Source organism: Leptotrichia hongkongensis, from assembly GCF_041538065.1.
GTDB classification, from domain to species: domain Bacteria; phylum Fusobacteriota; class Fusobacteriia; order Fusobacteriales; family Leptotrichiaceae; genus Leptotrichia; species Leptotrichia hongkongensis.
Genome location: NZ_JBGORW010000001.1, coordinates 266,006 through 286,873, shown reverse-complemented (window position 1 = coordinate 286,873; position 20,868 = coordinate 266,006). Strand labels below are relative to the sequence as shown.

23 protein-coding genes are annotated in these 20,868 nt (G+C 29.7%); 1 reads left to right on the top strand and 22 read right to left on the bottom strand.

Annotation, left to right across the window (positions count from 1 at the left end; all coding sequences use genetic code 11):
- The 9 genes from nusA to ACEG17_RS01330 form a co-directional block, all read right to left on the bottom strand.
- The gene (nusA, locus tag ACEG17_RS01370) at nucleotides 1–1,203 is read right to left on the bottom strand and encodes a transcription termination factor NusA (protein WP_147005480.1); all 1,203 of its coding nucleotides are present in this window, start codon (nucleotides 1,201–1,203) and stop codon (nucleotides 1–3) included.
- A complete protein-coding gene (gene rimP, locus ACEG17_RS01365) occupies nucleotides 1,203–1,691 on the bottom strand; it encodes a ribosome maturation factor RimP (protein ID WP_372582264.1) in 489 nt (162 codons plus the stop codon). The genes nusA and rimP overlap by 1 nt, the downstream gene beginning before the upstream one ends.
- A gap of 187 nt (nucleotides 1,692–1,878) precedes the next feature.
- Nucleotides 1,879–2,043 (bottom strand): hypothetical protein, encoded by a 165-nt coding sequence (locus ACEG17_RS01360; protein ID WP_372582263.1) that lies wholly within the window; start codon nucleotides 2,041–2,043, stop codon nucleotides 1,879–1,881.
- A gap of 26 nt (nucleotides 2,044–2,069) precedes the next feature.
- Nucleotides 2,070–2,579 (bottom strand): GNAT family N-acetyltransferase, encoded by a 510-nt coding sequence (locus ACEG17_RS01355; RefSeq protein ID WP_372582262.1) that lies wholly within the window; start codon nucleotides 2,577–2,579, stop codon nucleotides 2,070–2,072.
- Nucleotides 2,580–2,661: 82 nt separating this feature from the next.
- Nucleotides 2,662–3,348, bottom strand: coding sequence for a homoserine kinase (thrB, locus tag ACEG17_RS01350; protein ID WP_372582261.1), 687 nt, complete (start codon nucleotides 3,346–3,348; stop codon nucleotides 2,662–2,664).
- A 17-nt stretch (nucleotides 3,349–3,365) separates the two neighbouring features.
- Nucleotides 3,366–3,506: a hypothetical protein gene (locus tag ACEG17_RS01345; protein WP_372582260.1), complete on the bottom strand. Its 141-nt coding sequence runs from the start codon at nucleotides 3,504–3,506 to the stop codon at nucleotides 3,366–3,368.
- Nucleotides 3,507–3,598: 92 nt separating this feature from the next.
- Entirely contained in the window at nucleotides 3,599–5,896 is a 2,298-nt protein-coding gene (locus ACEG17_RS01340) for a spherulation-specific family 4 protein (RefSeq protein WP_372582259.1), read from the bottom strand.
- 112 nt (nucleotides 5,897–6,008) lie between these two features.
- Nucleotides 6,009–7,601 carry a phosphoglycerate dehydrogenase gene (gene serA / locus ACEG17_RS01335; RefSeq protein WP_372582258.1) on the bottom strand — a complete coding sequence of 531 codons (1,593 nt, stop codon included), beginning with the start codon at nucleotides 7,599–7,601 and terminating at the stop codon, nucleotides 6,009–6,011.
- A 192-nt stretch (nucleotides 7,602–7,793) separates the two neighbouring features.
- A complete protein-coding gene (locus tag ACEG17_RS01330) occupies nucleotides 7,794–8,345 on the bottom strand; it encodes a hypothetical protein (protein WP_372582257.1) in 552 nt (183 codons plus the stop codon).
- A 248-nt stretch (nucleotides 8,346–8,593) separates the two neighbouring features.
- On the opposite strand from ACEG17_RS01330, the gene ytvI reads away from it, so the two are divergent.
- Entirely contained in the window at nucleotides 8,594–9,739 is a 1,146-nt protein-coding gene (gene ytvI / locus ACEG17_RS01325; RefSeq protein WP_372582256.1) for a sporulation integral membrane protein YtvI, read from the top strand.
- Nucleotides 9,740–10,407: 668 nt separating this feature from the next.
- On the opposite strand, the gene gltX is transcribed toward ytvI, so the two are convergent.
- From gltX to rpiB, 13 genes are all read right to left on the bottom strand, one after another.
- Nucleotides 10,408–11,913 (bottom strand): glutamate--tRNA ligase, encoded by a 1,506-nt coding sequence (gltX, locus tag ACEG17_RS01320; RefSeq protein ID WP_299575244.1) that lies wholly within the window; start codon nucleotides 11,911–11,913, stop codon nucleotides 10,408–10,410.
- Nucleotides 11,914–11,999: 86 nt separating this feature from the next.
- The gene (locus ACEG17_RS01315; protein ID WP_372582255.1) at nucleotides 12,000–12,236 is read right to left on the bottom strand and encodes a hypothetical protein; all 237 of its coding nucleotides are present in this window, start codon (nucleotides 12,234–12,236) and stop codon (nucleotides 12,000–12,002) included.
- A gap of 52 nt (nucleotides 12,237–12,288) precedes the next feature.
- Nucleotides 12,289–12,705 (bottom strand): YjdF family protein, encoded by a 417-nt coding sequence (locus ACEG17_RS01310; protein ID WP_372582254.1) that lies wholly within the window; start codon nucleotides 12,703–12,705, stop codon nucleotides 12,289–12,291.
- A 303-nt stretch (nucleotides 12,706–13,008) separates the two neighbouring features.
- The gene (locus ACEG17_RS01305; protein ID WP_372582253.1) at nucleotides 13,009–13,668 is read right to left on the bottom strand and encodes a hypothetical protein; all 660 of its coding nucleotides are present in this window, start codon (nucleotides 13,666–13,668) and stop codon (nucleotides 13,009–13,011) included.
- 60 nt (nucleotides 13,669–13,728) lie between these two features.
- Entirely contained in the window at nucleotides 13,729–14,403 is a 675-nt protein-coding gene (locus ACEG17_RS01300) for an NAD(P)H-dependent oxidoreductase (protein ID WP_372582252.1), read from the bottom strand.
- Nucleotides 14,404–14,426: 23 nt separating this feature from the next.
- The gene (locus ACEG17_RS01295; protein ID WP_372582251.1) at nucleotides 14,427–15,350 is read right to left on the bottom strand and encodes a deoxyribonuclease IV; all 924 of its coding nucleotides are present in this window, start codon (nucleotides 15,348–15,350) and stop codon (nucleotides 14,427–14,429) included.
- An 83-nt stretch (nucleotides 15,351–15,433) separates the two neighbouring features.
- Nucleotides 15,434–15,691: a DUF6966 domain-containing protein gene (locus ACEG17_RS01290; RefSeq protein WP_299575258.1), complete on the bottom strand. Its 258-nt coding sequence runs from the start codon at nucleotides 15,689–15,691 to the stop codon at nucleotides 15,434–15,436.
- A 103-nt stretch (nucleotides 15,692–15,794) separates the two neighbouring features.
- Nucleotides 15,795–15,941: a hypothetical protein gene (locus tag ACEG17_RS01285; protein ID WP_372582250.1), complete on the bottom strand. Its 147-nt coding sequence runs from the start codon at nucleotides 15,939–15,941 to the stop codon at nucleotides 15,795–15,797.
- A gap of 64 nt (nucleotides 15,942–16,005) precedes the next feature.
- Nucleotides 16,006–16,641: a hypothetical protein gene (locus tag ACEG17_RS01280; protein ID WP_372582249.1), complete on the bottom strand. Its 636-nt coding sequence runs from the start codon at nucleotides 16,639–16,641 to the stop codon at nucleotides 16,006–16,008.
- 1 nt (nucleotide 16,642) lies between these two features.
- Nucleotides 16,643–17,413, bottom strand: a complete 771-nt coding sequence (locus ACEG17_RS01275; RefSeq protein WP_372582248.1) for a TrmH family RNA methyltransferase — start codon at nucleotides 17,411–17,413, stop codon at nucleotides 16,643–16,645.
- A 36-nt stretch (nucleotides 17,414–17,449) separates the two neighbouring features.
- The gene (locus tag ACEG17_RS01270) at nucleotides 17,450–19,636 is read right to left on the bottom strand and encodes a DKNYY domain-containing protein (RefSeq protein ID WP_372582247.1); all 2,187 of its coding nucleotides are present in this window, start codon (nucleotides 19,634–19,636) and stop codon (nucleotides 17,450–17,452) included.
- A gap of 36 nt (nucleotides 19,637–19,672) precedes the next feature.
- Nucleotides 19,673–20,014, bottom strand: coding sequence for a histidine triad nucleotide-binding protein (locus ACEG17_RS01265; RefSeq protein ID WP_021744537.1), 342 nt, complete (start codon nucleotides 20,012–20,014; stop codon nucleotides 19,673–19,675).
- A 401-nt stretch (nucleotides 20,015–20,415) separates the two neighbouring features.
- Complete coding sequence (gene rpiB, locus ACEG17_RS01260) at nucleotides 20,416–20,844, bottom strand: ribose 5-phosphate isomerase B (protein WP_372582246.1); 429 nt, start codon at nucleotides 20,842–20,844, stop codon at nucleotides 20,416–20,418.
- Nucleotides 20,845–20,868 lie beyond the last annotated feature (24 nt).

Below are 20,868 nucleotides of genomic sequence, written 5' to 3'. Positions count from 1 at the left end.
TTATTCACCATCTTCGTTAAGTACCGCAAACGCACTTTCTTCAACTTCATAATCATCTTGCAGATTATCAGATTTTTCAATGCTTTCTATTTCATCTAACGAATCTCCAAAAGCACTTTTTTCTTCAAATTCTCTATTTTCCTCTACCTCAGATGGCTCTGTATGAATATCAATTTTCACACCGCACAGTCTTGCCGCAAGTCTTGAATTTTGACCTTTTTTACCAATTGCAAGTGATAATTGATTTTCTGCTACAAGCACTCTTGCAACTTTCATATTTTCTTCGCCTTCCTCAATGATTTCCACTGACAGAACTTCTGCAGGATTCAAGGCATTTTTTACAAATTCCGTTATATCCTCATTCCAAAGAACAATATCGATTTTTTCTCCACAAAGTTCATCGATAATGTTTTGAATTCTCATCCCATTACGCCCAATACATGCACCTTTAACATCCAGATTCTCATCATTTGAATAAACAGCCACTTTAGAACGGCTTCCCGCTTCCCTTGCGATGTTTCTGATTTCAATAATTTCCTCATAAATTTCAGGAACTTCTAATTCAAGCAGTCCTCGAAGTAATTCTTCAGATTTTCTTGAAACAAAAGTTTTTGTAAATTTTGTAGACTCTTCCACAGCGCCGATATAAATTTTAATTCTATCTCCTTGTCTGAATATATCTACTGGTGATAATTCCTTTGCTGGCACAATTGCTTCAAGTCCATTTATATCCACATACAAATTTCCTTTTTCATCAGTCTTTCTAACATTTGCAGAAACAATTGAATTTTCAATTTCCTTAAATTTATTAAAGATATTTCTTTTTTCACATTCCCTAACTTTTTGTACAACAATCTGTTTTGCATTCTGAATAGCATTTCTCTTAAAACTTTCCGCATTAATTTCCAAATCCAGAATATCTCCCAGCTTAGCACGCTTTTTAACAGAAATTGCATCTTGCAGACTAATTTCCTCTTCGGGATTTTCTACGTTTTCTACAATCAGCCTTTGTGAATAAACCTTTACATCTCCACTATTTCTATTAATTGTTACTTTTACATTGTCTTTTTCACCATAATTTTTTTTGTATGCCGCAAGCAATGCAGTTTCTATTGTTTCCAGTAATTCTTCCTTTAAAATCCCTTTTTCCTTTTCAAGTTCATCAAGTGCTTCCAAAAATATTTTTTGATCTCGCCCTTTCATCATTCCTCCTCACTATTTAATATGCCATTTGGTAATTCATATATTAAATTTGCTTTCTTTAATTTAGAAAGTGGTATTTCCACTATTTTTTCCAATTTATCATCTAAAAGAAAAACCGTATCATTCTCAAATTTTTCCAATTTTCCTAAAAATCTCTTCACCCCATCAATGTTACTCTTAGCCTGAACGTTAATTCTCTCTCCCAAAAATCTCACAAAATCCTTAGGTTTTCTCAATCTACGCTCAACTCCAGGTGTCGAAACCTCCAGAAAAAACTTTTCCTCAATCAAGTCATCCGCAATTCCATCAATTTCACGGCTAAAATCAATACAATCATCAAGTGTAGTAGTTCCATCCAGTTTCTCCACATACACTCTTAAATAATTGTATCCTCCGTCCCTCACATATTCCAAATCTGCTAATTCCAGATTCATTTCCTTTAAATGCGGTTCGATTTTCTTCTCAAACTCATCTAAAATCTGTTCCATAAAATTACACCTCATATCTAAAACTAAAGAGTGGGCTAACCCACTCTCTACCTAAAATTATTTTCTACAATTATAATAACACATTTTCACTTTTTTTTCAACCCCTCTATTTTTCTTTATTGAAAATAAATATTCCAAGAGTAAATTCTGCAATTCAGACTCTTTTTTAATTGATCTTTCAATACTTTTACTTCATAGATGAAAATATTTTATTCAAGGCTTCTTCAGCCTTTTTTGAAAGATTACTTTCTGGGAATTCTTTTACTGTATAAGTACGTCTTTCAGACAAATTTCTTTTTGCAATCTCTTTATTTATTTTTTCTAACTGTCCTTTTTTTACAATTATTGACATAATAATCCCTCCTTAAGTTAATTATATTAATTTTTTGATAAAAAATCAATCCATAAATATTCTATTTCTTCTCCATTGTAAATATCAAATTTCAAAGTTTGAAAACCAAATTTAAAATAAAAATTTCTTACTTTATCATTTAATGGAATTATAAATAAACCTTTTACAAGATTAAGAAAATTAAAATATTCTCTAGCTTCTGGAATAATAATCTTTTTCATAATTTCACTTCCTATCCCTTTATTTTGATATTTAACATCTACTCCCAAATATTTTAATTCTAAATAATTAAAACTTTCTATATCTCCATCATCATTAGGTTCATTGTCCTCAATTTGATAAATATTTAATGTATAAAATCCAAACAATTCATTATTTTTAAACAAAAGATAAGTTGCTGATTTTATTTTTGACATATCAATATATGCTTTTTTCTTTAAGTAATCATCAATTTCCTTTACTTTACACGAAAATTTTTCAACGATTTCTTTATGATTTTTTAAGTCAATTATCTTTATTTTTTTTAACTCATCCATAAAAACCTTCCCCTTTTTATTAATTAACTTTCCTTTCTAAATTTTAAAAACATATTTCGTTTCTCTATCAAATTCTAAAAAATCAATAAACTTCCGCACCCTTCAAATTGATTTTCTTTTTTTCGATAGTCCAGTTATCCGATAATTCTGCAAGTTCTTTTTTCATATTTTCCAAAAATTCATCATTGTCGTAATTTAACGAAATCAATGTAGGCCCTGCACCGCTTATATATTCTCCCAATGCACCGTGTTTTTTAGAGGCTTCAAAGATTTTTTCTGAATCGTTTATTAATGCGAATCTATAAGGCTGGTGGATTTTATCGCCTAAAAGAAAACGTAAGTTGTCATATTCTCCTTTGTTAAAGGCGTTTACAAGTAAACCTAGTTTTGAGATGTTATTTATTGCGTCAGAAACTAGATACGTTTTTGGCAGGACACTTCTTGCTTTTTCTGTCGATAATTTAAAATCTGGAATCATTACGTAGAAACATAAGTCATCAGAATTTATTAATGAACTGTATACAAGATTTTTCTTATCATGTGCAGTAAGTACCATTCCACCAAAGATTGCGGGTACCACATTATCAGGATGTCCTTCCATTTCCACAGCCAGTCTTACCACCTCGTTAATATCCAGCACATCACCAGCAAATTTATTTGCAATCATAATACCAGCGACAATAGCCGATGAACTGCTCCCTAGCCCACGTGAAATTGGAATATCATTTTTCACAATATTTACCTTATAGCTTGGAATATTTTTTACCAAATGCTTTTCCGTATATTTTATCGCTTCAAAAATTCAATTTTATCACTTTCCTCAACTTCCAGCTCCAAAAAGTAATCCAATGCAACTCCCAAACAGTCATATCCCACACCAATATTAGCTGATGTTCCCGGTACTTTTACTTTAAATTTTAAACCCATTTTATTTTTAAAATTGAGAAAAATCTAACTCTTCTCAATTTATCTCCTTTCATTTTTTACTCTTTCCTTCTGATATTTAATTTTTTTAGCTCCTAAAAACTTGCTTCTAATCCCAATTTTATTGAGCTGTTTTTTGAATCTGCCAGTCCATATCCAAGACTTGCTTTCACATAATCATTTATTCTGTAGTTTGTTCCTAATTCAACATTAAATACACCTCTCGAATAAGATAAAGGCGCTATTTTATAATTTCCATAATTTCTTTTTCCATGATATGAGTCTTTTTTAGCTCTAAGCCCATATTCAGCCTTTCCAAACATGTCAAATTGTCCAATTGTTTTTTCAGCATACACTCCAAGTAACCATTCTAAACCACTTTTTGTCGACTCTGAAATATCTAGCTTATCCATTTTACCTTCAGAAACTCTTATCGCCGCTAAACCTATGTATGGCTTTACATATCCATTATCTATAAAAAATTTATATCCTAATTTCGTAGTATAATCTAAAATTCGTGACTTATATTTTACATCATTCATTAACCCAGCACCTGTTTCTGTTTTAAATTTATGACTATTGCCAGAATATGTTAATACATTTGTTAAGTCAATATTGTCATTAAATTCATATTTTCCGCTTAATATAAACTGATGTGACTTTATTTTTTCATCTATTCCCTCAAAATTTCCTTTATAATTTACTTTTGAATCTTGATATCCTAAACCTCCACCAACTGTAAATTTACCAAAGTTTTTCATAAGTGAAATTAATATTCCTCTGCTGTCCGAGTCATACTCCACGCTACTTTTTTTATCTTTGTAGTCTGTACTAAAGTTCCCAATGTATGTAAAATCAATATCCGTCTTGCCTTCTTCTGTATTCTGTAAATTTTGAAAAATAGAAGATTTAATATTTTTTACTAAATCAAGATTGACTTTTGATCTAGGAGCTTCTAATGGCACTTGCGTTGACAAAGTCGATGGTGAAGCAACTCTAGTCATTAGTTTATTAGAATTTTGTGAAAGTACAGGAACAACTAAAGGAGTGTTTATATTATCAACTAATGATGAAAAATTGGTTGGCAAGTTATTATAGTTTGTATCATTTACAATATATAGCCATCCAACATTTCTCTCTCTTGACAATCTTATAATTTCATCATATTGTGCTGGAGTCGCCCCGTAAATAATGTGCATAATACGATTTGCATTTGCAGGGTTATTTTCAAAGGCCGAACTTGGTGCACGATAATTATTCAGATATGTGCTGGCACTAACTTCCTTTGTTACAAATATATCTGAATACGGTGCAATTGAATCAGTTATGCTTTTTCCAGGATTTCCTACAACCATTAAATTAGGATATTTTGCTTTTATGGTTTTATAGACATTTTCCATATATCTTGCATTTGCATCTGTCCCACTTGCCATTTCATCCAGGAAAACTCCCGAAAAATTGTTCATTCCATATAAACTTCCATATTTATCTAAATCTGCAATAATATCTGCCGCACTTTTTGATTGATATCCAGTCGCTACATAAGCTATATTTTTTATTCCTGAATTAATGTTTGATGAAATTTGACGAACATAATTTGCATCAACTGCTGTTCCTGGCCCACTTGATGGATTTAAGACAACATAAGGTATTTTTGAACCACCCATATTTGTCACTTGCTGCCAGTAAGGATCATTTGAATGCGGGTATTTATATATTGGTATCAATATTTGCTGATTTATTACCCTGGTTGTCTGTACCGATGGTGTTGATGAAGCTCCTATGCCTGAACTTGCGCCTGTGTTTACAGGTGATGTAAAAGTGCTTCCAGTATTGCTTGTATTAATACTGTTTTCTGATTCATTTTTTGAATTTCGTTTTGATAACAGCATATCAAATTTTGCATTAAATGAAAATCTGATATTGTCTTCCTTTGTTGCAGGCCTTACTTTAATCCTGTCTGATTTTTCAGTATCTATTGCTCCAGTTTTATTTAAGTTTTGACTTATCAAAACATTTTTTACATTTTCAAAATTTGACTTTTTATCAGTTTTTTCATCATTTCCCGTATTTTCATTATAATTTACCGTATACCCAGATGGCTTTAAGGTTTCAGCCGATTCTGCATTCAGCAAGCTTGCAGCACCTGCCATTAACGATGTTACAACTATTCTTTTATCTGATATAATCTTTTTATTTACAACATTGTAATATTTTTTATTTACTCTGTTTTTATTATTTTTTTTGTTTTCTAATTTATATTTTTCACTCTCGCAATATGCTTTCTTTCCAGCCTTTTTGCTATTTTTTTCAAAAATTTCCTCTTTTACATCTCTATTTATGCACCTGTTACTAATTTCTAATAAATCATACGAAAATTCTTTTTTATTCATCTATACCCTTTCTTCAAAGTTGCTGTTATTTTATTTGCTGCGAGTATATCTTTACTCTGTCTTCTTCCTTTTACAATTTAACTCTAAGATTAACACTTTCAATTTTATTTTTTTATATTGTTAAATCCAAATAATGAGCCCATTTTATCTGACTCAGTTCCCTAAGTTCCTTCAATGATTTCTTACCGACTTCACTGTCAACTGTAAGCAGCATAATTGCACTGTTTTCACGTCTACCTACGTTCATTGTAGCAATATTTATGTTTTGTTTTCCAAGTGTTGCCCCCACAGCTCCGATAACTCCTGGCACATCTTCATTTCCTAAATAAATCATATTGTCAGAAATTGCCATATCCACATCATGATTCTTTATGCTGATAATTCTTTCCTCATTATTCATTCCAATTGTTCCAACAACATATATTTTCTTGCCTTCTTCATTTGTTATTACAAATTCTATTGCTGAAGAATAATTTTTATATTTATGTTCCTTTTTATTTATTGAAATATTAATACCTCTTTTTTCAGCAAGCGGCTTTGAGTTAATATAATTAACTTCTTCTTTTAAAACTGGCTCCAGAATCCCTTTTATTGCTGTCGAATCCACAAGTGCAGTTTCCTGCTCGGCAATTTCTCCATAATAATTAAGCACAACATTTGTAATTGGAGTTTTTTCAATTTGGAAATAAATTTTTCCTAATTTTTCAGCCAAATTTATAAATGGTTTTACAATTAAAAATTCTTCTCTTCCAATTGCAGGCAGATTCACAGCCGTTTCAACTATTTCCCCACGAAGTCCATTTAATACCTGTTTTACAACCTGAGTTCCTACATTTCGCTGTGCTTCATAAGTAGTCGCCCCAATATGTGGCGTTGTAATTGCATTTTCAAATTCATAAAGAATACATTCAGAACGTGGCTCAACCGTGTGAACATCATATCCAAAGCTCGCAATTTTCCCACTTCTTAATCCTTCAGCCACAGCCTCTTCGTTAAATAACCCTCCACGTGCTGCATTTACAAGCCTTACACCGTCTTTTAACTTGTGAATATTTTCAGTGTTTATCATATCCACAGTTTCTTTAGTCTTAGGCGTATGAATAGTTATCACATCTGCTTTTTCCAACAGTTCATCCAATGTTTTAGCCTTTTCACAGCCATATCTCTTAAAACGCTCATCTGAAATATATGGATCATAAGCAACAAGCTTCATTCCAAACGCTTTCATTCTCGTAGCAACCAGTCCACCAATTCTTCCAAGTCCGATAATCCCCAATGTTTTTTCAAACATCTCGCTTCCTACAAATATTTCTCTTTCCCATTTTCCACTTTTTATAAAATTATTTGCCGCAACAATATTTCTCGCAGAGGCAAGCATTAGCCCAATCGCAATTTCACAAGCCGAAACTGTATTGCTGTCAGGAGTATTCGCTACAATTACCCCATGTGCAGTCGCTTCAGGAATATTGATATTATCCGTACCGTTTCCAGCACGTCCGACTATTTTCAGATTTTTTGCCTTATCCAGCAGTTCCTTATCTACTTTTATAACACTTCTCACAATAAGAGCGTCATATTCACCAATTATATCCAAAATTTCTTCACGTGAAATTCCAACTTTCACATCAACTTTCACATCTCTAGCTTCCTGCAGTCCTGCAATCGCCTCATCATCAATATATTCCCCAACTAATACTTTATACATTTATTTCTCCTCCTCAATTCTAATCAACACATTTATTTAATTAATATATTACCATAATTTCGAGTACAATTCAACAACACAACAATTTATAACAATACAAAAAAATAATCGCTGTAGTTCACAACGATTATCTAATCCTGAATTTAGTTTAAAAATGAAATTTAGTACAAAACCAATTTTATTTCAAATAAATTAATCAAATTTACCATTTTTACAACGATGAGTAAATCCATTTTTTTCCTTGATTTTTTGCACTATTTCTTTTATATATTTATCATCACCATAGAAAGTTATATATATATATTTTTTATTTATTGAATTTGAATTTGAAATTAACTTTAAGCTCTCGAATTCATCTAATGAATAAGATTTTGGACATTCAGAAAGAGTATTAAAAGTTAATGGAATACCATATCCTGTTTTTCTATCTTTTAATAAATTTTTTCCTTGACCGTGAATAATTCCTTCTGGTAACCATAATATTGTTTCTTTTTCGTTGTCTTCAAAATAATAAAATTTTTCTGTTAATTCTCTATTTGATATATCTTGTAACAATAACTCTATCTGTTGTTTATATTTAGGATTACCTATTGCATTTGGTGCATCTTTTTTAGGTTTTGGATCTTTATATGGATTACCACCAGCAGCAACTACAGCCTGTTCATAGATATATGGAAGATAGCCGCATGAATTCAGAAACAATAAAAAGATAAATCCCATAATAAAATACTTTGTCTTTCTCATATTAATTACCTACTCTTCCTTTTAATTTTTTTAAAACATCTTCAATTTCTCTAGTTCCGTTTAATCTTTTTCTGTACATGTTCTACCTGCTTTCACTTTTATTTATATAACAAATTTTAGAATATTTTAACATACATTAAAAAAAAATACAACTAATTAGAAAAAATTACAGATTTACAATTTGCTGTATTTATTATATAATAATCTATAAAATGATAAATTCAATAAATAAAAAAGGAGTAGATTATATGGCAAGTTACAAAAATTTTGACTTTAAAAAATTATATTTTCTCGTTTATATTGCTTTAATTTTGCTAGTTGTATTTTTAGCATTTAAACTTGGGATATTTTTGTTTCCATTTACGATAGCGTTGTTTTTTTCAATATTGACACGGCCGTTTACACGATTTTTGCAAAAAAGGTTAAAGCTTTCAAAAAAGCTGTCTACAATAATTTCTATTGTAACATTTTTATTGATATTCTTTGGAATTATTGGCTGGGGATCATTAAAATTGATAAGTGAAATTTATAAATTATCGCAAAATCTTAACAGTTATAGCGAAATAACACAAAAATTATGGACTGACAGCATGGCAAAAGTTTATACTTATCTTGGAAATTTTCCGTCAGGATTTACAAAGCAGGTAAACGATACGATAAACAGTTTTATTTCCTCAGGCTCTTCAAAACTTGGAGGATTTATAAAAGGGCTGATAAGTTTTATTACATCTATTCCGACTGTAATTCTATATATCTGTATAACGATTCTTGCAACTTTCTTTATAAGTCTTGACAGGGATGAAATTGTATCTTTCCTAGAGCAGCAGCTTCCAAAGTCTTGGCTAGATAAGGTTTTCAATATAAAAACTGACATGTTTACAGTTCTTGGCTCTTATATCAAGGCACAGATTATTTTAATGACAATATGTTTTTTTGAACTTCTAGTATGTTTAAATTTATTATCATTTTTAGGGCTAAATGTACCATATCCCCTATTAATGTCAATCATAATCTGTACAATCGATGCACTCCCAATATTAGGAGCAGGAACAGTCTTAATCCCATGGGCGGTAATTTCTTTTGCACTATCTGACATAAAATTAGGTATTGCCCTAATAATAATTTACCTATTTGTCCTTTCTGTAAGGCAAATGCTGGAACCAAAGCTGGTAAGCCAAAATTTAGGAGTCCATCCATTAATCACACTAATCTCAATGTACTCAGGATTCAAAATTTTTGGTGTGATGGGATTCCTGATCGGGCCTGTTGTAATGATTATTTTGAAAAATGTATTTTCAAGAGAACTGGAAGTTGGATTTTTCAGGGATATTTTTGGCGATGTTCCCGATAACCATAAACCAGAATCTAAATCTGATTTAAAAAATCAAAAATAAGAACTAATTAAAAAATATAATTTTATACTGCATTTTAAATCTTATATATGATTAAAGTGCAGTTTTTTATTTATCACTAATACTAAAATCTGATTTAAAAATTTTTATAATAAAGTTATTTAATAGCTAATTCATAATCATTCAATTAAAGTGTTTTTATTATTTTTTTCAATATCTTTATTAATAAATATTTTTTCATATTATTATATTTTTTCATTTTTATTTTCGTAGGATTGCTCATTGCGGCAAATCCTTACCTTGCAATAAAGATTTATCCTAATAATTAAAATTGTGGCAAGATTGCTACGCAATAACCTATGGCTAGTCTACACATTTTTCTGCACTGACAAAAAACTCGCTATGCTCAAACAGTTTTGCCAGCACAGAAAAATGCTCCGACCGGTTATTTATACTAGATTATGTTTAAAAAATTATAATTTAATTATTTAAAAATATCAAGTTTATATCCTTTATTAGAAAAGTTTATAATAATTTCGTTATTTAATTGGGGTTTAGTATAAGATATAACATTTTAATAAACTAATATTTTAAAATAATGATTTTTAGTAACGAACAAGATTACAAAATAAACAAAAAGGACTAATTCCTGTTTTATTACAGAAATTAATCCATCGATTAGTTTAATATTATTTAGATTTAAAAATATTTTATTTATTCAAAATATTATTTATTCTAGCCAATGTTCTTTCTTTTCCAATAACTGCAATTACTGTGTATAAATCGGCTCCTCTGGCTTTTCCTGTAATAACTGCCCTAAGTGGCATTAATACTGCTGCTGGACCTTCTCCTATTTCATCTTGCAGTTCGTGCAGGATTTGTTTTGCTTCGTCTTCTGAAATTTCTTCATTTAATTTATTTATTTTTTCAATAAACATTTGGATAGATTTTTTACCTGTTTCTGTTTCAAGTGAAGAAGTCAGTTTTTCGATTGATTTTCTTTCTTTTTTATTCATTCCTTCTTCAATTACTGGCAATTCAAATTCATCTTCAAAGTAAATTGAAGCATTTACTGGCAATTCTTTTAATGTTTGTGAACCTTCCCTTGTAATTTCCACAATTCTTTTTAATTTTGAAAATTCTTCATCTGACAAGTTTTCATTTTCATAGTAACCAGCTTGCACAAAATACGGAATAGCCAATTTTGTCAATTCATCCAAATCCTTTAATCTCATGTGATGATTGTTTACCCATCCCAATTTAACTAGGTCAAATACAGGCCCTCCAAGAGAAATTTTATCAAATGAGAAATTTTGTATCATTTCATCAATAGTAAAAATTTCCTTATTTTCTCCAAAGCTCCATCCCATAAGTGCAAGGAAGTTTAGCAATCCCTCTTTTAAATATCCTTCTTCTTTATAATAATTCAATGAAACAGGATTTTTTCTCTTTGAAATTTTAGTTTTGTCAGCATTTCTTAAAAGTGGCATGTGATACCATTTTGGCTCATCCCATCCAAATGCTTTGTATAACTGAATATGCTTAGGCGTAGAAGAAATCCACTCTTCCGCTCTTATAACGTGAGTTATCCCCATCAAATGATCATCAACAATATTTGCCAAATGATAAGTTGGGAATCCATCAGATTTTAATAAAACTTGATCGTCAATTTTACTGTTTTCAAATCTAATTTCTCCTCTTAATCCATCATTTACAACAGTTTCACCTTCATAAGGCATTTTAAGTCTGATAACATAAGGCTCTCCAGCCGCTAGTTTTGCTTCCACTTCTTCTTTTGACAAGTTTCTGCAATGCCCGTCATATCCCGGTGCTTGTTTCATAGCCGCTTGTCTTTCTCTTAATTTTTGCAATCTTTCAGCAGTACAGAAACAGTAGTACGCTTCCCCTTTTTCCACCAATTGTTCAGCATAATCCTTATAAATCGAAAATCTTTCCGACTGTCTATAAGGCCCTGCTTCTCCCCCAACGTCTGGACCCTCATCATAATTTAACCCAAGCCATTTCATTGCATCAAAAATTTGCTGTTCTGAATCTCCTGAAAATCTCGTTCTATCCGTATCTTCTATTCTTAAAATAAAATCTCCACCATTATGTTTTGCAAATGCATAATTAAATAGTCCAATGTAGGCAGTTCCTACGTGTGGATCTCCAGTTGGAGACGGTGCTATTCTAACTCTTACTTTTTTTTCTGACATTTTTACTTTCATTCTCCTATTCTATTCTTTTTTATTTGCTTATATTATATAATAAAATTTAACTTACTGCAACTTGCTATAAAAAATTATTGATTTTTATATTCTTTGTCTGGCACTACATCTTCATTTAGATATTTACCAACTTCTTCCAATTTTTTCTTTACTTCATCTGCAGTTATTCCATATTTTTTAGATACTTCCACTATGTGATCTTCCATCAGCTTCATTTCTTCCTCAACTGTCATATCAGATGCTTTTTCAAAATCTCTAGCTATCAAGTCGCCATTATTCTTATTTTCTTTATTTTTCTCGCAGGAAAACATAGATAACAGCAATATTCCAATTATAAAGGTTTTTTTATTAAAAACCTCCTTTTTATCTTCCTTTATGTTTCTTTTTCTTTTTCTCCTGTTTCAATAAAAATTTTTTCTGTTTTTCAAGTTCTTTTTCTTGTTTTGTTTTAACTTTTCGTTCCCTTTTATTCTCTTCGTATTGTAATTTTAAAATTTCTTCCGATTTTTTCAAAAATTTTTTACTTTGAAGCTCTTTTTTTATTTCTCTTTGTCTACGTTTTGGATTTTTGGCTTTTTCATTAAAATTTGACTTCATTTCATTACTAAATCGAAGATTACAAAACTTTTTTAATATAAAATCATAAATTTCATATTCTTTAGGTTCCGAACCAAAAGTTACTTTACAAACTGATAAATTACCATTTTCAAAATTTTCAAAAATTCCTACCCAAAAAGGATTTTCAAAAAAAACTGTCAATTTTCCTGAAATCTTTCTCATAATTTCAGCCTCCTTAAAAAAATTTATAATAAAGAATGGACAACCTAAGGAGGCAGGTTACTTACATTACTGCGTCTGGACTACCAACCAGAACTGTGTTTTTATCTTTATTTATATTTATCAACTTTTTACTTTTTCATCTTACAACAAGAAGTAAAACACTTTACTTAATTATTTCCAAAAACTATTAAAGTGATTTTCTTACTTTTTTTGGCACTCTTCATTCCTATACCCAAAACTTACTACTACAGAAACTCCATATTTCTTTAAATATACACCTTTTTTATAAAAATATTTTCTATTTTAAAATTTTGTAGCTCTCTTATATTTAGAAAAGCCTTCTCTCAGTGCATCTTTATATTCTTTATCTTCATACTGAATTTCCAAAAGGTGAGAATGGTATGCAGACTGACTAATCTTTTTATTTTGAACTTTATCATAGAATTCAACAAAAATAACTTTAAATTTCATTCCTTTACTTTTACACCATTCACCAATAGTGTCAATAATATCAGGTCTTTCAAGAGCAACTTCCTTTGCAGTCTCTTCTTTGTTTTTTCCATCTTTAATAACTTCTATTATGTAAAATCTGCCATCTTTTGTTGCAGCTGTCAACCCTATTCTCTTAAATTTTTCACGTAATAGATCCTTTATTTCCTTTACCTCTTCTTCAGTCAGTTGCTTAGAATCATTAGTTTGGGACTTATTGAATTCTGGTATTTTTAATTCCATTAATTCCTTTTCATATTTTGCTTCTATCTTTTCCAGTTTTTTTAAATATTCTTCCTGTTCTTTTTTACTAAGTTTATCAAAATCAGTTTTTTCCTCTTGTTGATTTTGTTTCACTTGCTCAGTAGTAGTTGTATTTTTTTCAATTTTTTTATTCTTGTCTATGTTATTTTTATTTTTATTACCACACGAAAATGCCGTTGCCAGCAACATCATTACAAAAATTTTTTTCATAAAAATCCTCTTTCTGCAATAAATTAATTTTGATATATTTAAAATTTAAGCATTCAAAAACTACTCAACGACTTCATAAACTTCCGAAAGTTCTCTTCTAGTTTTTGGGGTAATATCTTCATCTCTATACCCAAAACTTACAAAATATGAAATTCCATATTCCTTCAAATCAAAGACACCTTTTTCAGAGAAGTATTTTTCAGCCATTTCTTTATTAAATCCTTCAATTGCACAGCTGTCAATCCCAAGAGCCGCAGCCATATTCATCATATTTACCATTGCAATGTAAGTCTGTTTTGAAGCCCAGTCAAATAATGCTCTTTCACTTTCCAGCAACTTAAAATGCTCTTTTTGAAATTTTTTAAAAAATTCTTTTCTAATCTTCAAATTTTCATCAGAAATATTTTTTATTTCTTTCCCAATTCTCTCAAAATACTCGCTATCACCAGTAACACCTTTTCTAGCCAGCACCATAACAATATGACTCGCCCCATTCAAGCTGTTAATCGCTCCCCAAGCAAACTCTCTCATATCATTCAGCATTTCCTCATTTTTCACAAGAATAAATTTCCAAGGCTCAAGCCCAAATGAACTAGGAGAAATTCTACCTGCTTCAATAATTGCCATAAAATCTTCATCTGAAACAACTTTTGTCTTGTCATATTTTTTACACGCATATCTTCTGTTAAATATTTCAAACATTTCCTTTTTTGTTAATTCTTTATCTTTTAGCATTTTTATCACTTCTTTCCAAAAACTTATTGATTTTTTATCTTTTCTAACACATTTTCATCAAACTTCCCAGCTCTAAGCATCTCAATTTCAAATTTATATGGCGGAACTTTTTTAGCCTTCTTATCATCGCTCAAAGCCACATAAGGCGTTTCCAAAATCTTAGGTAAATGAGAAAATTTTTCAAAATGTGCTATTTTATTTAACACTTCAAATCCGATTTTTCCAAATCCTATGTTTTCATGCCTATCTTTATGTGCACCACACACATTCTTACTATCATTCAAGTGAATTACTGATATTCTGTCAATTCCAACAATTTTGTCAAACTGCTCAATAACTCCCTCAAAATCATTCACAATATCATATCCAGCGTCGTGAACATGGCAAGTATCAAAACATACTGTCAGTTTATCCTTTAATTTTACACCATCAATAATTTTTGCAATTTCTTCAAAACTTCTTCCGCATTCTGTACCTTTTCCAGCCATTGTCTCAAGTGCCACAGTTGTTTTCTGATCTTTTGTCAAAACTTCGTTCAGTCCTTCAATAATCTTATTAATTCCAACTTCTTCACCTTCCCCAACGTGAGCACCTGGATGAAGAACAATTCTTTTCGCTCCAATGGCATCTGTCCTTTCAATCTCCGTTCTCAAAAACTGCACTGCAATCTCAAAAGTTTCAGGTTTTATCGCATTCCCAAGGTTAATTATATAAGGAGCATGCACAACAATATCGTCAATATCAATATTATTCTCCTTCATAAGTTTAAGCCCAGCCTCAATATTCAGCTCATCAATCGGCTTTCTCCGTGTATTCTGCGGTGCTCCAGTATAAATCATAAAAGTATTCGATCCATAAGAAACCGCTTCCTTAACCGATCCCAAAAGCATATCTTTCCCACTCATTCCCACATGTGATCCAATTTTAAAAATTTCTTTTTTCGACATTTCTATTTTACCTTTCTATATTTTATTTTTATTCTAGTCAATTACAGTCTGTAACCAATTTATCACCTATAGTGTTCATAATTTTACAAAATTAATAATTCAAATAACTCTTTTCTTAAATTTTTCAGTTTTTTATCAGCTTCATTATCTGGTAAGACTAAATCATTAAAAGAACCCATTCCACCAATCATTGATTGCCTTATTTTTCTTTTTATTTCATCAATTTCTTTATTTTTTTCTATTTCTTCTGCAAATTTTTTAAACATTCCCTCCCAAGTTTTTACATTTTCTTTTTTTAGCAACTTGTCCATTTCTAGACATTTTTCTTTTAATTCATTCATGCTCTCTAAAATTCTTTCATATTTTCTAAATGACTTATTTCTATCTTAATTCTGTATATATTTCTAATTGCTTGCTTATTTTATTTACTAATAAAATTCACACTCAAAATGGGTAAATATCATATCTAAAAATTTCTGTACTTATTTCTCTTATCTTACTTGTTAATTTTGAAATTTTTGTATTAATTTCTCTAAATACTATCATTTTTTCTTCATCATTCCAATAGTCTGAAGAATTAAATAAAAACATATAATCTCCTAAAAGATTGAATTAAATATATTCTAAATCTATTTAACTCTTATAGATTCTCTTCCTAATTCTTTATTAAGTCTTCCGAAATTTCATCATCTGGAACATACTTTGTCATAAATTTAGTTTCTCTTTCTGCTGTTTTAAAAAATCTTTGTAAAACATCTTTTGCAATATTGTCGAATATTCTTATATCCAGCTTTTCTGATAATTCCTTCTGCAATTCAAAATATGGCGGCATATCATCCCCATAAGCATCTTCAAAATTTTCTCGCCCTTCTGGTTCAGCTTTTTCCACTTCCTTTTCTAACAGTTCAAAATTTTCCAAATATTCCCTATTGGCATAATTCCGCCAAAAATTAGCACAATTTAAAAGCAATTCAAACCATTCCACCAAATTTTCAGCAATTCTCCCGCACTCAAGCGGAAAATCAAAACAAACAAATCCAATGCTGCCATCTTCCAGCAAAATATAAACTCCAGCTCCAGCATCTTCTGCAAAAGCTTTTCCATCAAAATTAAATTCATAATCTGGATATTCATCTTTTACCGATGCCAGTTCTTTAAAGTCCAATGCAAATAATGCTTCTGTTTTTTCTCTCAAATCTTCATTTTCTAAAACTATTTTAAATAATTCAGCTTGAGTATATTTTTTATTTTTTGTCAATTTTTCTGTATTATCAAACATAAACTTCTCCATTCTACAAACTCTCCAATTTCTCCCTCATCTTATAAAGAAAAATACCTGTTGCCACACTCACATTCAATGATTCTATATTTCCATAAATTGGAATAATTGCCTTTATATCTGAATTTTCTATCAGATAATCAGATACTCCTCCACCTTCATGTCCAAAAATAAACGCATTATTTTCTTGCAATTCTATTTTTTCATAGGAAATAGAATCTTCGTGTAAAGCAGTCGCTATTTTTAAATAATTTTTATTATTCAAAAATTTTACAATATTTTCAGGTGTTTCATAAATTATATTTAATTTGAAAATTCCACTCATTGTGGCACGTACTGTTTTTGGATTATAGACATCTACAGAGCCTTTTGTCAAAATTAAATTTTGAAAATTTGCAGCAATCATTGTTCTGATAATTGTTCCAGCGTTTCCCGGATCCTGAATATCATCTAGAATTACTACATCTCCCTTTATATCCTCGATTGTATTCAAATTTTTAGAATATAAAAAAATTATCCCTTGACTATTTTCCTGCGTTGAGACCTCATCAAACAGATTATCTTTCAAAATCGTTAAATTATCATGCTTAGAAATTTCATATCTTTCATCAAAATATTCAAATTTCGATTCTTTTACAATTATTTTATTAAAATTAATATTCTCATTCAGAAACTTTTCCCCTTCAGCTTTAAAAATACTGTTTTCATCACGATACTTCTTTTTATCCAGTTTTTTTAACAATTTATAAAATTTGTTATCTGGACTTGCTATTACATCTCTCATTTTTTATTTTTTCACTTTCTAAATTTACTTCTTTAATTATTCACAATCATTTTCATAAATTCTATTTTTATCCTTAACTACAACTCCCTCATCTTCCAGAACGACAGTAAAACTTGGCACATCCACCCCTTTAAATTCCTTATATTCACAATAAACTCTATTCTTATCTTTGGAATACCCATATCCAAATGCTTTAAATGTTGGCATATCAACTCCTTCAAGTTTAATAAAGGCATTTTGGATGTCCTTCGATTCCGAATTTAACAATTTACCGTAATCAAGATAATAAATTCCATTTTTATCTTTAAAATAATCACTTGTATCCTTATTCGCTATATCAAATGAAGTACTGTCAAAATTTAAAGGTATTATTTCATAATCTCCTGTCCCAGTTTCATCTTTCCAAAAATATACACCATTTTTATTTTTAAAAATATCTGGACCAACAAATTTTAATCCTTCTGAACTTATATTTCTAACTTGTTTCCCAAGATAATAGAGATTTTTATTATCTTTTGCAAAATAATTTTCCATTTCAGTAAAACTATTTCTGTCTGCACCTTCGACTTCTATAAGTCCATTTTTATTAATATCATAATAAAAAACACTATCTTTATCCCTATAATAACTTCCTGTGTATGATTTAATCAGTTCAAAGCTTGGAGCATCCACTTTTACATTTGTTATAACAACCAATTCCGGCTTTTTCAAATTATATTCTTCATCGTCAAATTTATAAATAAATTTATATAAATTTTTACTGTCTGTCAATAGTGCAAATGTTACAGGCTCCCCAGAATTAACAGCTAAATCAACAATTTTAAATCCTTTTGGACTTATTCCATCTATCTTTTTTCCATAAAAATAAACACTATTCTTATCGTGTGAAAAGCCATGTTCTCGGATAATAAAACTGTCTTTGTCTACATCTTTCATTTTCACAACATCAGAATACGTAAAATAAATATTATTTTTATCTCGTGAATATGCACCAATTTCCATTATTTCAAAAGAGTTTATGTCCGCATCTTTTATTACTTTACTACGAATTTTTTGTCCATTTCCTATAATTACATATATATTTTTGTCATTTTTTCCATAAATTATATTTGGATTATTGTAATAATCATTTTTTATTATTTTAAAATTTTCTGGATTTTCTATATCAAGCCTACTTCCATTAGCATAAATTCTGTTTCCATTTCTTATAATATCAAGCACTCCAGCACTCATATTTTCTAAATCATCTCTAATTTCATCAATTTTTTTCCCAGAATAATACAAATACTTTTTATCCTTTGAATAAGTTGGTTTTTCTTTTATAATTTCAAAAGTTTTCGGATCTGCTCCTTCTATAATGTATGTTTCCAAATAAACATTATTCTTATCTTTTGAATAGTGATTAAAAGATTCTTCTGAAATTATCTGAAAAGTTTTTACATCGGCTTTTTTTATTTTTTCTCCCATTAAATACACATTGTTTTTGTCTTTTCCGTAATATTCTCCTAATGCTTCAAAAGACTTAACGTCTGCATTTTTAAGTGTATTACTAAAAGAAAAATCTGAAAAAACAGTTTTATCGTCTTTTATATATGCAATATTCAAAACTTTTATTGTTTTTGGATTTGCCCCTTTAATTTTTTTATGTCTTGAATACACGCTATTTTTATCTTTAGCGTAGTAATTTGGCATTATTATCTGAAAAGTATCCATATCCACATCAGACAAAGTTACTCCATCATAATAAATATTATGTTTATCTTTTGAATATTCATCATCCAGTACTTCGAAAGTATCTACATCTTCAATTCCATTAAGTTCATTTAATCCTTCTAAATCATATATTTTCCCATTATTTCTAAAATATACTATTTTATCCTTATTTTTATAAAATTTAAAATCTTTTGGATTTATTTTTACTTTTTGGTTATACCAATACAGGTTATCTTTATCTCTTCCAATATTTTCTCCAACTGCCTGAAACGTTTTAAAATCTGCATTTTCTAGTTTTTCGTCTCCATAAAAAACATTTTTATTATCTTTCCCATAAATCTTATTCAATTCTACAAATGTTTTAAAATCCGCATCATTTACCTTTTTTTCATCTGCCTGCCATATTTCATCCTTATAGTAAACAGCATTATCTTTTTTTATATATTCAGCCATTCCCAGATTTGCCACAAGAAAGACAAAAATTACAATTTTAGAAAGTCTGCTTTTCATGTACTTCCTCCATAATTTTAGAAAATTTTACTGTTTCTATTTCAATGTAACTGGCAATTTTTCTCCACCTAAAATATGGTAATGAATATGATAAACTTCCTGTCCACCATTGTCCCCAATGTTAGTTATAACTCTATACCCATCTTTATCCAATTCTAGAATTCTAGCCACTTTTGCCACAGTCAACTGCAATTTACCAAGCAGTAAAGCATCTTCTTCAGTTGCCGCATCCAAATTTTTAATTTCCTTTTTTGGAATTACAAGCACATGAACTTTTGCCGCTGGATTTATATCATGAAAAGCCAAGAACTCTTCATCTTCATATACAATATTTGCTGGTATTTCCTTATCTATTATCTTTTTAAAAATTGTTGACATAAAAATCACTCCCTTATTTTATAATAATATTTGTTTTACCAAACCTTAGTAATCTTCGAAAAAGCTTAATACTAACCCCCATTTAAATAACAGAAACAAAATTCTACAATAAGTAATTGGATTACTTTGTTAAAAAAACCAAATTTAATTCTTAAATATCCATATAAGAAAGTTTTTCGTTAAGTGTGATAGTTCGTAGAACGTTTCGCCATTATCTCTAAATAGTAACCAGTTATACATGTTAAAAAACTGCTATTGCGAAAAAGGGCATGGCGTCTGATGCCCTTACGTTACAAAAACTATTATTAATTATAATACTTAATAAACTAAAATTATAAAAATCTTTAAGATGGATATTTAACGCTAAAATTTAATTAGAATCTTTTAATATATTTTCTAAATTACAATTCTATTTTTCCGACTCTTTTAGCGTGTCTACCGCCTTCAAACTCTGTATTTACAAACGCTTCAACACATGCTAATCCCAAATCTTCTCCTAAAACTCTAGCTCCTAATGCTATTATATTTGCGTTATTGTGAAGCCTTGAAAGTTTTGCTGTATATTCATTGTGACAAAGAGCCGCACGAATTCCTTTTATTTTATTTGCAGCAATAGAAATACCTATTCCAGTCCCACAAATCAAAATTCCAAAGTTAACTTCCTCATCCAGAACTTTTTTACCAACTTCCTTAGCAATATCAGGATAATCAACCGAATCCAACGTATCAGTTCCCACATTTACAACTTCATACCCTTTACTTCTAAGTTCCTTCATAATTTTATTCTTAAATTCTACTCCTGCATGATCATTTCCAATCGCTATTTTCATTTGTAAAACCTCTTTTCTTCTTAA